The sequence below is a fragment of the Janthinobacterium amylolyticum genome (genome assembly GCF_051380655.1).
Lineage (GTDB): Bacteria > Pseudomonadota > Gammaproteobacteria > Burkholderiales > Burkholderiaceae_D > Janthinobacterium.
In genome coordinates this window covers 291843-306015 of sequence record NZ_JBNYXL010000004.1, presented here as the reverse complement: position 1 = coordinate 306015, position 14173 = coordinate 291843, and the positions used below count along the sequence as shown (strand labels likewise).

General features: G+C 63.4%; 10 protein-coding genes. 2 read left to right on the top strand and 8 right to left on the bottom strand.

Going from position 1 to position 14173, the window contains the following annotated elements:
- The 8 genes from malG to ACQ4WR_RS10650 form a co-directional block, all read right to left on the bottom strand.
- Positions 1–891 carry a maltose ABC transporter permease MalG gene (gene malG / locus ACQ4WR_RS10685; protein WP_102293225.1) on the bottom strand — a complete coding sequence of 297 codons (891 nt, stop codon included), beginning with the start codon at positions 889–891 and terminating at the stop codon, positions 1–3.
- 10 nt (positions 892–901) lie between these two features.
- On the bottom strand, positions 902–2413 hold the full coding sequence (malF, locus tag ACQ4WR_RS10680; protein ID WP_436487150.1) for a maltose ABC transporter permease MalF: 1512 nt from the start codon (positions 2411–2413) through the stop codon (positions 902–904).
- A 162-nt stretch (positions 2414–2575) separates the two neighbouring features.
- A complete protein-coding gene (gene malE / locus ACQ4WR_RS10675) occupies positions 2576–3796 on the bottom strand; it encodes a maltose/maltodextrin ABC transporter substrate-binding protein MalE (RefSeq protein WP_436487149.1) in 1221 nt (406 codons plus the stop codon).
- A gap of 110 nt (positions 3797–3906) precedes the next feature.
- Positions 3907–4992: an ABC transporter ATP-binding protein gene (locus ACQ4WR_RS10670; RefSeq protein ID WP_102293223.1), complete on the bottom strand. Its 1086-nt coding sequence runs from the start codon at positions 4990–4992 to the stop codon at positions 3907–3909.
- Positions 4993–5213: 221 nt separating this feature from the next.
- Positions 5214–6854 (bottom strand): alpha-amylase family glycosyl hydrolase, encoded by a 1641-nt coding sequence (locus ACQ4WR_RS10665; protein ID WP_436487147.1) that lies wholly within the window; start codon positions 6852–6854, stop codon positions 5214–5216.
- Positions 6855–7145: 291 nt separating this feature from the next.
- On the bottom strand, positions 7146–8159 hold the full coding sequence (locus ACQ4WR_RS10660; protein ID WP_436487145.1) for a substrate-binding domain-containing protein: 1014 nt from the start codon (positions 8157–8159) through the stop codon (positions 7146–7148).
- A gap of 441 nt (positions 8160–8600) precedes the next feature.
- Positions 8601–9818: a maltoporin gene (locus ACQ4WR_RS10655; RefSeq protein ID WP_102293220.1), complete on the bottom strand. Its 1218-nt coding sequence runs from the start codon at positions 9816–9818 to the stop codon at positions 8601–8603.
- A gap of 276 nt (positions 9819–10094) precedes the next feature.
- On the bottom strand, positions 10095–11666 hold the full coding sequence (locus tag ACQ4WR_RS10650; protein ID WP_436487143.1) for an MFS transporter: 1572 nt from the start codon (positions 11664–11666) through the stop codon (positions 10095–10097).
- Between the two features lie 115 nt (positions 11667–11781).
- Here ACQ4WR_RS10650 and ACQ4WR_RS10645 point away from each other — a divergent pair, with 115 nt between their 5' ends.
- Together ACQ4WR_RS10645 and ACQ4WR_RS10640 are read left to right on the top strand one after the other, a co-directional pair.
- Positions 11782–12714, top strand: coding sequence for a LysR family transcriptional regulator (locus ACQ4WR_RS10645; protein WP_436487142.1), 933 nt, complete (start codon positions 11782–11784; stop codon positions 12712–12714).
- 312 nt (positions 12715–13026) lie between these two features.
- Positions 13027–14148: a patatin-like phospholipase family protein gene (locus ACQ4WR_RS10640; protein ID WP_436487140.1), complete on the top strand. Its 1122-nt coding sequence runs from the start codon at positions 13027–13029 to the stop codon at positions 14146–14148.
- Positions 14149–14173 lie beyond the last annotated feature (25 nt).

Here is a 14173-nt window from a genome sequence, read left to right as displayed (position 1 = left end):
TCAGCCCTTCACGCCGCCAGCCGTCAGGCCGGAGATCATCCATTTTTGCGCCAGCAGGAACACGGCCGTGATGGGCAGGCCGGACAAAATCGCCGCCGCGGCGAAGTCGCCCCACAGGTATTTTTGCTCGTACAGGAACAGTTTGGAGCCGACGGCCAGGGTCAGGTTGTTCTGTTCATGCAGCAGCACGGAAGCGATCGGGTATTCGATGATGGCGCCAATGAAGGACAACAAAAACACCACCATCAGGATGGGCACCGTCATCGGCAGCAGCACGTAGACAAAGGCCTGCCACTGCGTGGCGCCATCGACCTTGGCCGCTTCCTCGATTTCCACGGGGATGGTTTGATAGTAGCCCTTGATGGTCCAGATATGCAGGGCGATGCCGCCCGTGTAGGCCAGCACCAGGCTGCCGTGGTGGTCGATGCCCAGCCACGGCACGTAGCTGCCCAGCACGTCGAAGATGGCGTAGATGGCCACCAGGGCCAGCACGGCGGGGAACATCTGCAGCAGCATCAGCGCGGACAGCGTCTGCGACTTGAAGCGGAACTGCATGCGCGCGAACGCATACGCGCAGGTGGTCGAGAGCAGCACGGTGACGGTGGCGCTCATGCTGGCCACCTTGATGGAATTCCATAGCCACAGCAGCACGGGGAAGTCCGGCTCGACCAGCGCGCCATTGGCGTCCTGGTAGGACATGCCCAGCGCCAGACGCCAGTGCTCGAAGCTGATCTCGGGCGGTATCAGACTGCCCGAGGCGAAATTGCCGGGTCGCAAAGAAATCGACAGGATCATCAGGAAGGGGAACATCACCAGCGCGATCAGCGCGATCACGGCGACGTGGGCCGCCAGGATGCGCCAGCGGTTGGAACGGTCGACAACGATAGCCATGGTCTGTCCTTTATGCTTTGTTCATGCGCGTCAGGCGCATGTTGACCAGCGAAATCGCGGCCACGAGGAAGAAGATCAGGGTCGAGATGGCGGCGGCCAGGCCAAAGTTCTGGCCGGAATCCTCGAACGCGATGCGGTAGGTGTAGGACACCAGCAAGTCCGTCGTGCCGGCAGGCAGGGTGGTGTCGAGGAAATCGGGACGCCCGCCCGTCAGTAAGCTGATCAGCACGAAATTATTGAAATTGAAGCCGAGGCTGGCCACCATCAGCGGCGCCAGCGGCTTGATGATCAGGGGCAGGGTGATCTTGAAGAAATTCGTCAGCGGTCCGGCGCCTGCCAGGGCCGACGCTTCGTACAGGTCCGCCGGAATCGCCTTGATCAGGCCCATGCACACCACCATCATGTAGGGGTAGCCCAGCCAGGTATTGACGATCAAAATCATGGCCTTGGCCAGGGTGGTGTCCGAGAACCAGGCGGGCTTGATGCCGAACAGGGCATCGAGCACCAGGTTGATTTCACCAAAGTTATTGTTGAACAGACCCTTGAAGACGAGGATGGAAATGAAGCCGGGCACGGCGTACGGCAGGAACAGCAGGGTGCGGTACAGGCCGCGGAAGCGCAGCGCATCCCAGTTCAGCAGCACGGCCAGTACCATGCCCAGGCCCGTGGTGGTGGCCACGCTGATCAGGGCGAAGACGATGGTCCAGACGAAAATGCGCAGGAAGGGGCCGCGGAACGCTTCATCGGAGAAAATCTTGACGAAGTTGGCGAAGCCCACATTGACCTTGAAGCCCGGTTCCAGTTTCGTGCCGTCCGGCATTTCATAAAAGCCCGTCTTGAAGTTCGGCGTCACCAGTTCACCGGTGGCGATCTTCTTGAGGTTCTTGTCGGGCAATTGCTTGTAGACGTGCGCGACGGGGCCGAATTCGCGCAAGCCCACCATGCGCAGCTCGATCTTGTTCGGCAGCACGAGGGTCAGCAGTTTCAAGTCTTTTTGCAGGGCGATGATGTCCTTGATGGGCAGCGGCGGGGCCAGCACGGGCGCCTGCACGGGATCGAGCGGCGCCACTTCCACGTTCAGCGGTACGGCGCGCTTGAGGGCCAGCGCTTCCGTCAGCAGCACTTCGCCCGTGTCCGGGCTTTCCAGGCGCAAGCGGTATTCTTTATTGTCCGGATGCACGGTCAGGGCGTAGCCCGTGCTTTCCACGCGCTGTGTCTCGTCCAGCAGGTATTGCGTGGCGCGCTCATAGGTGAGCAGGTTGCGCGAACTGAAATTGGTAAAGCCGATCGACACCGTGTACACCATCGGCAGCAGCACGAAGACGATGACCGCCGTGATGCCGGGAAACAGATAACGGTAGGCATAGGCGCGCGGCGACGTGAAGACAAACGTCGTCAATGTCAGCAAGCCGAGGAAAACGGCGGCCAGCATGGTCTGGCCGGAAATGTACAACATGAAAAGCAGATACAGACCCAGCGCCATGCTGATGGTCAATACCGTAGGGCCGATAAACTTGCGCACGATGGATACCTGTGAAGATGGATGCTGGATGAAGGCGTTGTGGTGCAGGTCGGATCAGGCCCGAAGGGCCGTAATCCGACAACATTGTTGGCTGCACATGTCGGATTACGCGCAAGCGCTAATCCGACCTACGTGAAGTCACGTGATGCAGCGCGATACTGATTAATTCGCCGTCGTAATCCGCTTCGCCGCCGCATCCAGGCCATCCTTGGTCGTCTGGCGGCCTTGCGTGATGTTTTCCAGCGCCGATTGCATCGACGACCAGAAGCGGCCCATTTCCGGGTTGTTCGGCATCGGGCGGCCCGCTTGGGCGCTTTCCATCGTCGCCTGGATGTTCGGATTGGCTTTCAGTTCCGCGAACAGCACTTTATTGGCTGGCGTGCCCAGCGGGACGTCGGCGTTGATGGTTTTCAGGCCATTGAGCTGCAGCATCTGGTTTTCCAGGAATTCCGTCGCCAGGTCCTTGTTCGGGCTGGCCTTGGAAATCATCGCGCCCAGCACGCCGACGAATGGCGTGGCCGTCTTGCCTGCCACGGTCGGGATCGTTGCCACGCCGAAATTGATCTTCGACTTGCGCGAGTTGTCCCACGACCAAGGGCCGTTGATCATCATGGCGATCTTGCCCTGGTTGAAGCCCGCTTCCATTTCCGCGTAGCCGGCGCCCTTCGGCATGGCGCCGCTGTTGATCAGGGTCATCAGCGCATTCACGCCGGCTTGCGAACCGGCATTGTTTACGCCCGTCTTCGCCGCATCGTAGCGGCCGTCGGCCTTGACTTCAAACGGGAAACCGCCGCCCGCGCCCAGCAGAGGCCAGGTGAAATAGGTATTCGTGTAGTCCCACAGGATGGCCTTCTTGCCTTGTCCCGACAGTTTCTTGTCCAGCGCGGCGATTTCCTCGAAGGTTTTCGGCGGGTTCGGCACCAAATCCTTGTTGTAGACAAGGGCGACGGCTTCGATGGACATCGGGTAGCCCCAGGTCTTGCCACCGACCGTGAAGGCATTCCACGCCAGCGGCAGGATGGCGGCGCGCGCTTCCTTGCTTGGCGTCAATGGCTGCAGCAAGCCGGCGTCGATCCAGGTGCCGATGCGGTCATGCGGCCAGATCCAGATGTCCGGACCCTTGCCGGCGGCCGCCGCTTGCTGGAACTTGTTTGGCGCATCTTCCGGATGCTCGACGACGACCTTGACGCCCGTCTTCTTGGTGAATTCCTCGCCGACCTTGGCCAGGCCCTTGTAGCCCTTGTCGCCATTGATCCAGATCAGCAGGGTGCCCGCTTCGGCCGCGCTGGCCAGGCTGACGGCGGCCAGGTTGCCGATGCCGGCCAGGGCGGCGGCGAGCACGGTGGTTTTGATGAAGCTGCGTTTCGTGTGGGTGTAGGACATGTCAATCTCCAGTATCTTTTTTTATGCTAAGTTTATGTTGAATATCAAGGCTGAAATCATGCAACCAGGCCAGGCGGCGCCTGTAGCGCCTGGCCCCTGAAACGGGTGGATCAGGTGCGGGTCTGGCCGTGCTCATCGAACACGTGGACGCGCGCGGGCGCCACTTGCAGGGCCACGGACTGGCCAATGGCCCAGTCCGTCTCGGCATCGGCGCGCACCACCAGCGGCTCGTCGCCGCCCGGTACCTGCACGTACAGATAGCTGATGTCGCCCAGTTTCTCGACCGCCTGCACGCTGGCCGTAATGGCGGCCGTGGCGCCGGGCGCGCACGCCTGCACGTGTTCGGGACGCGCGCCGATGGTGACGGGGGTGCCGCTGGCCAATGGCTGCGTCAACACGGCCTGCAGCATGCCGCCCGCGTTGGTGGCGATGGTGGCCACGCCGTCGGCGTAGCTGTGGATCTTGCCCTTGAGGAAGTTCATGCGGGGCGAACCGAGGAAGCCGGCGACGAACAGGTTGGCCGGGTGGTGGTACAGCTCCAGCGGCGCGCCTACCTGTTCGATGCGGCCCGCGTTGAGCACGACGATGCGGTCGGCCAGGGTCATCGCTTCGACCTGGTCATGGGTGACGTAAATCATGGTCGAACGCAATTCACGGTGCAGATTCGCCAGTTCGATGCGCATTTGCACGCGCAGCGAGGCGTCCAGGTTGGACAGCGGTTCGTCGAACAGGAAGACGTCGGGCTTGCGCACGATGGCGCGGCCGATGGCCACGCGCTGGCGCTGGCCGCCGGACAGATCCTTGGGTTTGCGTTCCAGCAAAGGCTCGATGCGCAGGATTTGTGCGGCGCGCTGCACGGCATCGGCAATTTGCACCTTGCTCATGCCGGCCAGTTTCAGGCCGAAGGCCATGTTCTGCGCCACGCTCATGTGCGGGTACAGCGCGTAGCTCTGGAACACCATGGCGATGCCGCGCTTGGCCGGCGGCACGTCGTTCATGCGGGTCTTGCCGATGAACAAATCGCCGCCGCTGATTTCTTCCAGGCCGCAGATACTGCGCAGCAAAGTAGATTTACCGCAACCCGATGGCCCCACGAAGACCATGAATTCGCCATCGGCGATCTCCAGGTCGATGCCGTGCAGGGTTTGCACGTCGCCATATGCCTTTTTCAGGCCTGTTAACTTCAGTCCAGCCATGTCTGTCGTCCTCAATCTCACTGAATGTGCCTGGCCAAATCTACTGCGCGTCGAACTGGCGGCTGGCGATGCTCACTGTGCATTCGCACAGCTGCGCTTCTCAGCCACAGCTTTCATCCGCTCGCTACGATTTTGCCAAGCACTGATACTCTGTTGTTCGGCCCCGCTGATGCGCGGGGCTCGTTATTGTAATTGGCGGCATGTCCGCCAAAGCCTGCGATTTATGCCAGGGTGCCGAACCAGCCGCCATGGGCGGGCAGGGTGACGCTGCCGCCTTGCTGGCTGCCCGGCAAACCGTGGCCTGCCAGGTCGGTCGCCTGCGCCGCGTCCGGCCAGGCGAAGGTGACGGCTTGCGTGCCCAGGTTGAAGGCGGCCAGCACGGATGGTTGGCCTGGCAGGTCGCGGCGCAAGGCCAGCACGGGTTCCGGGGCATCGAAGAAGACGATGTCGCCACTCAGCAGTTGCGGCTGGGTGCGGCGCCAGGCGAGGATGTTCTGGGCAAAGCGCAGCGGCGAGCCGCTATCGCGCTCCTCGGCGTCAACGGCGCGCTCCAGGTGCTCGGGCGGCACGGGCAGCCAGGGTTTGGCCGTGCTGAAACCGCCATGCGGCGCGTCGGCCACCCACGGCATCGGCGTGCGGCAGCCGTCGCGGCCCTTGAACTGGGGCCAGAACGGGATGCCGTACGGGTCTTGCAGCGCTTCGAAAGGAATGTCCGCTTCCGTCAGGGCCAGCTCGTCGCCCTGGTACAGGCACGGCGTGCCTTTCAGGGCCGCCTGCACGGCCAGCACGACCTTGGCCAGGGATGGCGACGGGTTTTCGCCGCCCCAGCGTGTCATCACGCGCACGCTGTCGTGGTTGCCCACGGACCAGGAAGCCCAGCCGTCGGCCACTTTGGCTTCGAATTCCTCCACCTGGGTGCGGATGTGGCCGGCCGAGAATTCCGCCGTCAGCAGGTTGAAACTGTAAGCCATGTGCAGCTTGTCGCCGCCCGTGGTGTAGGCGGCCATGGTAGCGAGCGCGTTGTCGTCGCCCACTTCGCCGATGGAAATGGCCTTGTATTCGTCGAGCACGGCGCGCACGCGCTGCAGGTAGGCGATGTTTTCCGGCTGCGTCTTGTCGTACAGGTGCGACTGCATGCCGTAGGGATTGATGGCCGACACGCTGCTGGCATCGCGCTGGGCGGCCGGCGGATTGTCGCGCAGCAGCTGGTCATGGTAGGGGAAGTTGCACGAGTCAAAGCGGAAACCGTCGACGCCGCGCTCGAGCCAGAAGCGCAGGTTGTCCAGCTGCGCCTGCTGTACGGCCGGGTTGTGGAAATTCAGGTCGGGCTGGCTGGCGAGGAAGTCGTGCAGGTAGTACTGGCCGCGGCGCGGCTCCCATTGCCAGGCCGAGCCGCCAAACACGGACAGCCAGTTGTTCGGCACGGTGCCGTCCGGTTTCTGGTCGGCCCACACATACCAGTCGGCTTTCGGATTGTCGCGGCTGGCGCGGCTTTCCACGAACCACGGGTGGATGTCGGACGAGTGCGACAGTACCTGGTCGATCATCACTTTCAAGCCCAGCTCATGGGCGCGCGCCACCAGGCGGTCGAAATCGGCCAAAGTACCAAACATGGGGTCGACGTCGCAGAAATCGGCCACGTCGTAGCCGAAGTCTTTCATCGGCGACGTGAAGAAGGGCGAGATCCAGACGATGTCGGCGCCCAGGGCGGCGATGTAATCGAGTTTCGAGGTAATGCCGGGCAAGTCACCGATGCCATCGCCATTGCTGTCGAGGAAGCTGCGTGGATACACCTGGTAGATGACGGCGCTGCGCCACCAGTCGGCGGGCAGGGTAGCGAGATTGTTCTGGATGGTCGGCATGAATGATTTCTTAAAAGTTGCCTGTAGCCTTGGCTATCAGGACGGCGCTGCTGGTTGGTAGGCGAACGTCTTATTTTAAAATTCAAAGCGCTTTGGGTATGAAATGAGTATAGTTCAAAGCGCTTTGAAAAGTAAAGCGATACACGTGCCAGACATACGATTTTTTTATGGGGGTGATTCAGGGAAGGGATGTGCATCCCCTGGGCGAAGACGAAACCCCATGCAAGGGCCGGGGTCAGAGCCTCAGGGCCTGACCCCGGTAGTCAACGGGTTTCGCAATGAAGAGGTAAATCAGGTGCTGAGGACAGGCCCGGCCGACTCGCCCGGCAGCAGCTCGCACGGCCACAGTTCCTGCAGTTCGGTGACGGGCGTGCCGTCCATCAGGGCCAGCAGCATGTGGATCATCTTCGCGCCGGCGCCGCGCGGGTCGGGCTGGACCACGGTGGTGACGTTGTGGCCGGCCAGGGAATCTTCCATCACGCCCCAGACGATCAGCGACATTTCGCTGCCGATGGCGATGCCCGCGTCGAGCAGGGCGCGCACGGCGCCCACGCCGGACATGTGATTGTCGACTATGACGGCCGTGGGGCGGGGCGAGCGGGCCAGCAGGCGTTGCATGGCCTGGTAGCCGGCGCGGCGGTCGTGCGCGTTGTCGACCAGGTTGTCCGGATCGACGGCCAGGCCGCCCGCCTGCATGGCGCTCTGGAAACTCTCGACGCGCTGGCGCACGAAGTTCAGGTCCGGCGTGGCGCTGATCAGGCCGATACGCTGGTGGCCCAGCTGCGCCAGGCGCTCGACGGCCAGGCGCATGCCGGCCTCGTTGTCGTAGTCGAACCAGGCGTGCGGCTGGTTCAGCTGCGTGCGGCCATGCGCGACAAACGGCATGCCCTGCTGCGCCAGGTAGGCGATGCGCTCGTCGAACGGTTTCGTGCGCCCGACCACCAGGCCATCGATGCGGCGGCCCTTGACCATGCGCTCATAGGTATGGAATTCGTTGGTGGCCGAGGCGGGCGCGATCATCATGTCCATCTGCTGCGCCTCCAGCGCTTCGGACATGCCGCCGACGATCTCGATGAACATCGGGTCGGCCAGGTCGTTGGGCATCAGCGGGTAGATGATGCCGACGATATTCGTGCGCCCCACGGCCAGGCTGCGCGCCATGGGATTGGGCCGGTAGCCGGCCGCCTGCGCGGCGGCCATTACCCGTTCGCGCGTGCGTTCACTCACTTCCGGATAGCCATTCAAGGCGCGGCTGACGGTGGTTTCGGAAATTCCTAGCGTTTTGGCGAGATTTTTGAGGTTCATGGATGCTGCAGTCGGGAGCTATCTTGGGTGAGTCCAGCCGCTGCCGGCGTCCGGCGGGTTGGCGGAGGCGGCGCGGTGCGATGTCGGGTAGTTTATCTGATAAATGCCAGAACGATCAGGCTAACGATCGCCGGCGGCGCGGCCAAAAAAATACGCGGGCAAACCCAGGGGCGCCCGCGCTAAAAGAGGATACTGCTGAATCACTACATTGAAACTGCCGGCCATCGCGTGCAGCGGCGCGATGGTGGGTCCGGATACTGCCTGCCCCTGTACAAGCAGGCGGTGTTGCTGCCATTGGCTGCTGCCTTGCGGCATCAGCCAGTGTTGGATGCCGCTGAATAAGGCGCGTGCGGCAATACGTTCAGGGCAAGGTGCGCCGTCGCAAACTGTACGCCGGTACGGCAAGACCGTGCAACGCCGCCAGCGACGTTTTCGGTGCTCTTACCACCAGGACTCGACCTGGACGCCGATCGAGCTGCCATTGGTCTTGCCGCCAAACACGCCCGTCGACGACAGCGCCGATTCCGCGGCGGCCGCCGACTGGGCCGCCTTGTTCCATTTGGCATAGGTGTAGAAGGCGCGCAGCACGGGGCGCGACCAGAAGCTGTTGCCGGCCGACAGTTGCGGCGCGAAGGTCAGCTTGGTCAGGTTGCGGCTTTCGCCGCCTTCCGGCTTGACGATGTCGTGGCCCAGTTCCACTGCCAGGCTGTAGTTGTCGCTGAAGTGGTAGACGGGACGCGCGCCGATCGACGTCCATTTGCTGCTGACGCCCGCCGTTTCCTTGTCTTCGTAGACGAAGGTGGCCATGCCCGACCAGGCGCCTTTCGGCTGGATCATCAGTTGTTCCGTCAGGCGCACCACCTTGTCGTCCTTGCTGGCGCCCAGGCTGAAGCCGCCCGTGTTGGCGCCGCTGCCTTTGCCGAACTGCAGCGCCACCTTGTTGAAGCCGCCCAGCAGGTTGCCTTGCGTATGCATGATGGTCAGCAAATGGCCGCTGGCGATGGGCGCGGCGCCGTCCGCGTTGCGCTTCTGGTTGTACTGCACGCCCAGGGTCAGTTCGCCATCGGGGTTGACCTTGATGCCGGAAAAGCGCAAGTCGTGGGACAGGCCCATGCGCTTGCTGTCCGTGTCGTCGGCCGTGCGCACGATGGCGTAGGCCAGCTTGGCGGCGCCCAGGTCGATGTTTTCCAGGCCGGCGCCAGGGCCGCTGTTATTCCAGAAGTAGTAATCGGTGATGTGCACGTCCTGGCGGTCGTAGTAGCGCTTGCCGACCCAGGCGCGCGCTTCGGCGAAGGCGCCCGTGCCGATCTTGTCGGCCACCACGTTCATTTCACGCCACGACGGGTCCGACTGCTCCCAGTCCTGGTTCTGGTTGACGGAAAACGCCACCAGGGTATTGATGCGGAAGGTGGTGCCATTGGCTGCCTTGAACGCTTCGCCGCCGAACTTCAGCTCGCCGTAGGTTTCGCACTCATTGCCCAGGCGATACTTGGACGAGGCGCCGGCCAGGCCGAAGCAGGCTTCCTTGCCGCCTTCGCTGCTGGTGCCGAAGCCCGAGCGGATATAGCCGCCGAAGTCGATCGGCAGGGCAGCCTGGGCCGACGCGCTCAAGGCCATGAGCACTGCCGCTGGCAACGCTTTCAAGAAAAATGTGTTCATTGTGTCTCCAGTGTTTTTATAGGTTTATAACCGCAGGATCGGCGTGCATCACTTTGCACAACCAAAGCGCTTTAACTATGTTTCAAAGCGCTTTGAGTATAGTTCAAAGCGCTTTGATAAGTAAACTCGTTTTATTCCTTGCATCTTCCGGAGACATCGAAGGTGTTGCGAAGAAACATCAATGGCAGGGGGCGGCGCGTGGCCGCCGCCATGCACGGGATGGGAAGCCGCGCCGTGCTTTCAGCGCGGCGGGGGAGGTGTTGCGGCGCGTGCCGCTCAGGTGGATGTGTTGCAGGCGGGCAGGGTCGACGTGGACTCCGCGGACGGGCTGCCGGCCGGATGGCGCAGGAATGCCAGGATCAGCAGGGCCGATGCCGTGGTGATGCTGGCCAGCACATACAGCAAGTGGCGGAAGGCCGTGCCATACGCTTGTGCCAGCTCGGCGGCGCCGGCCTGCGGCAACAGTTCGCCCGCATGGCGCAGTTCGCCCAAGGCCAGGAAGGGGGCGGCCAGTGACGCCTGTTGCGCGGCGATGCCGGGAACCTTGCCCAGCGCGGCCACGGTGAGCGTACCCAGCAGGGCGCTGACGATGGCCAGCGCCAGGCCTTCGCCTGCCACGCGCGTGGTATTGAAGATGCCGGCCGCCATGCCGGCCCGCTCGACGGGCACGACGCTGATGGCCAGGCCATCCATCAAGCCCCACGGCAGGCTGATGCCGCAACCGATCAGCAGCAGCGGCCCCAGCAGGGTTGCGGCGGGCAAGCCTGGTGCGCACATTGACAGCCACAACAGGCCGCCCGCCGCCAGCAGCAGGCCGCTGGCGCAGATGTGCGCGGCGGCGATGCGCTGCGCCGCCAGACCGGCCAGCATGGGCAGCACCAGCATGGGGGCGGACAGGGCGATCATCATGCGGCCCGCATCAAAAGCGCTGTAGCCCTCGATGCCGATGAAGCGGGCCGGCAGCAGCACCAGCAGCACGACGAAGGAAAACGCGGGCGCGGCGGCCAGCAGCTGCACGCCGGCAAAAGCGGGCAGGCGGAACAGGGACAAGTCCAGCATGGGCCGCGCGGCGCGGCGCTCCACATAAATGAAAGCGGCCAGCAGCAAGGCCGCGCCACCGAACAGCCCCAGGCTGGCCGCGCTGCTCCAGCCACTGTCGGGCGCCTGCAGCAAGCCATAGGTAAACAGGGAAAGGGCGCCCGTAAACGTCAGGGCGCCGGGCCAGTCCACGCCACGTGCCTGCGGGTCGCGCGATTCGCGCATGGCGCGCGCGGCCGCCAGCAGGGCGGCCAGGCCAGCCCCGGCTGCCACGATAAAGATGGCGCGCCAGCCCGTGCGGGCGATCAGCACGCCCGCGAGGAAGGGGCCAAAGGCCAGGCCTATGCCAAAGGCCGTGCCGATCAGGCTGAAAGCGCGTGCGCGGGCCGGGCCGTCGAATTCCTGCGCCAGCGCGGCCAGGCCGCTGGACAGGGCCATCGCGCAGCCCAGTCCCTGCACGGCGCGCAGCACGTCGAGCAGCACGATGGAGGGCGCGGCCGCCAAGGCCAGCGCGGCGGCGGAAAATACGCTCATGCCCATTAAAAACACGCGCTTGCGGCCATAGCGGTCGGCCAGCGCGCCGGCGGCCATCAGGCAGCCGCCAAAGCTGAGCATGAAGGCATTCGTGATCCAGGCCAGCGCCAGCGGGCTGCCGCGCAGTTCGGCGGCGATGGCGGGAATGGCGATGGCCGGACCCGTAAAGCTGAGCGGCATGCACAGGGCGGCCAGGCAGACGGCGGCCAGGACCAGCGCGCGCCGGGCCGGGGCCGGGCCCTGTTCAGGGCTTGCTGCGGGGAGATTCGTATCCATGGGAGTGATTCCAGAAAGAGGGAATTCGATGATAATATGGACGCAATGCGTGAAAAAGTGGTTGAAAATCCGCTCATAGCGGACAAATATTCCTTAATTGAGCGATCGGGGTGGCATGGATAATCTGAACGGCATTACCGCCTTCGTGCGCGCGGCGGAAACCTCCAGTTATGTGGCGGCCGGGCGGCTGCTCGGTGTGTCGGCCTCGGCTGTGGGCAAGAGCGTGGCGCGGCTGGAAGAAAAGCTGGGCGTGCGGCTGCTGAACCGCAGCACGCGGCGCATCAGCCTGAGCAACGAGGGCGCACTGTTCTACGAGCGCTGCCAGCGCATCCTGGCCGACCTGGGCGATGCCGAGGCGGAACTGTCGCACCTGGCCGAGGCGCCGCGCGGCAAGCTCAAGGTGAGCTTGCCCGTGATCGGCTACCGCATCATCCTGCCCGTGCTGGCGGACTTTACGCGGCAGTATCCCGAGATCGAACTCGATCTGGACTTCAATGACCGCCTGGTCGACGTGGTGGCCGAGGGCGTGGACGTGGCCGTGCGCAGCGGCACGCTCACCGATTCGCGGCTGATGGCGCGCGAACTGGGGCCGTTCGCCTTTGCCATCGTGGGATCGCCCGCGTATTTCGCCCGCCACGGCGTGCCGGCCACGCCGCGGGCGCTGGAAGGGCACGCCTGCGTGCGCTATAAATTTCCTACCACGGGCAAGTTGCAGGAATGGATGCTGCAGCATGGTGAGGGCGGGGGCGACGTCGGCGGCGAGCCGCGCCTGCCGACCGCCTTGACCTGCAACAATATCGAAGCCCTGATCGGCGCCGCCGCGCAGGGCGTGGGCCTGGCCTATCTGCCGGACTTTATCGTGCGCGACGCCATCGCCCGTGGCGAGCTGCAAGCCGTGCTGGGCGACTACCTGCAAGCGGCCAGCAAGTTCTGGGTGCTGTGGCCGTCAAGCCGCCATTTGTCGCCGAAAATCCGCGTCTTTGTTGACTACGTGTGTACCCATCTGCATTTTTCCACGCCACTTCCTGTGCCACGCTCCGCCTCCTGAGTGCTCTGGACGCCGCCGTGGCAGCCAGTTGAGGAATATTCCTACCCAAAAGAGATTTTTCCTAACATTGCGGATTTTTTATTTGCTGCGATGCACCACGCTACGCCGCGTGCTGTCAGCTTATGGCCTTTCTGAATACCCGTTATGCGTTATTGAAATTGCCATATGGCATTTATTTATGTTAATTTCATATCTGTTTCTGCAACATTGTAACAACGCGGCAGTTGCGGGAACATGAAGATGATTAAGCGTCATAAGCGCGTAGTAACCAACAATTAGGGGCGCGAGCCCGGTTCCATTCAGGGAGTGAGCATGAAGACAGTCACCACGACGCCGCCACATCAGGCCGCCGCCGCGACGCTAAAACCAGCCCGTAAAACGGGCTTGCTGCTCGGTGGCGGCGCACCAAATTCCACCTTGATCGCGGGCGCCCTGGCGGCGTTTCTCGACGAGGGCATCGAGTTCGACGTCATTTCCGCCTCCGGCGCGGGTGTCTTGATGGGCTTGCTCTACACGACGCCGCACGAAGCGACGCCGCGCCAGGCGCTGCAGAGTTGGGCGGACACGGGCGTGGCCGACAGCATCTACAAGATGATCCCGATCAACTACAAGGTGTTCCAGAAGCCGGGCATGCACGCGAGCACCTTCCGCGACGCCTTCCAGCCACCGGCCAACAATCCTTTCTTCCAGGCGTTCAAGCAAACGTTTGCGGGCGTACCGACGGCCTGGTCGGACTGGGGCAAGCTGATGGTGTCGTCGCTGTCGCCATCGGACCTGTCGGCGAAAAGCCTGGGCCTGTGCGCGCATTTGCCGTTCCTGGAAAAGGCCGTGGATTTCTCGGGCGTCGCGCACATGCGCCCCGCTTTCTACATCAACGCCTACAACCTCAGCGCGCACCGCATGCAAATCTGGGGCAAGCACGAGATCGAACCCATCCACGTGCGCGCGGCGTTGTCCTTTCCCTTCCTGTACGCGCCCACCACCATCGATGGCGAGGACTACATCGAAGGCGCGGCCCTCGACACGCTCAATTTCGAGCCGTTTATCGAAGGCAAGGGCGAGCACCATGACGCCGACACCCTGGTCATCCTCGACATCCTCGGCGACGAGCGCCTGCTGCGCAAGCCGCGCAACCTGTACGACGCCTGGGTGCGTTCCATCATCACGCCGCTGGTGAAAATTTCCAAGAGCGAACTGCGCCTGTTCGAACTCGAGCACAACACGGATGCGCGCACGGGCCAGCCCAAGCGGCGTTTGCTGAAGCTCGACCTGATGGGCTGCATTCCCGAGCAGCACTGGCCCGACACCCTGGACTGGTCCAGCTCGAACATGCAGCTGCTGTTCGACGTGGGCCACAAGGCGGGCCTGGCGTTTTGCCTCCAGCACGGCGACTTGCTGCGCCGCACGCCGGACGCCGCGCCGCTGGCGGCGTAAGTCCGCCCGGCCGGTTCCCAACTGC

Excerpts from the sequence above, each read along its gene's own strand:
- ACQ4WR_RS10655 (WP_102293220.1), bottom strand. The coding sequence starts at position 9,818 with ATGAACACATTTTTCTTGAAAGCGTTGCCAGCGGCAGTGCTCATGGCC.
- ACQ4WR_RS10660 (WP_436487145.1), bottom strand. The coding sequence starts at position 8,159 with ATGAACCTCAAAAATCTCGCCAAAACGCTAGGAATTTCCGAAACCACC.
- malE (WP_436487149.1), bottom strand. The coding sequence starts at position 3,796 with ATGTCCTACACCCACACGAAACGCAGCTTCATCAAAACCACCGTGCTC.
- ACQ4WR_RS10650 (WP_436487143.1), bottom strand. The coding sequence starts at position 11,666 with ATGGATACGAATCTCCCCGCAGCAAGCCCTGAACAGGGCCCGGCCCCG.
- ACQ4WR_RS10645 (WP_436487142.1), top strand. The coding sequence starts at position 11,782 with ATGGATAATCTGAACGGCATTACCGCCTTCGTGCGCGCGGCGGAAACC.
- ACQ4WR_RS10665 (WP_436487147.1), bottom strand. The coding sequence starts at position 6,854 with ATGCCGACCATCCAGAACAATCTCGCTACCCTGCCCGCCGACTGGTGG.
- ACQ4WR_RS10640 (WP_436487140.1), top strand. The coding sequence starts at position 13,027 with ATGAAGACAGTCACCACGACGCCGCCACATCAGGCCGCCGCCGCGACG.
- malG (WP_102293225.1), bottom strand. The coding sequence starts at position 891 with ATGGCTATCGTTGTCGACCGTTCCAACCGCTGGCGCATCCTGGCGGCC.
- ACQ4WR_RS10670 (WP_102293223.1), bottom strand. The coding sequence starts at position 4,992 with ATGGCTGGACTGAAGTTAACAGGCCTGAAAAAGGCATATGGCGACGTG.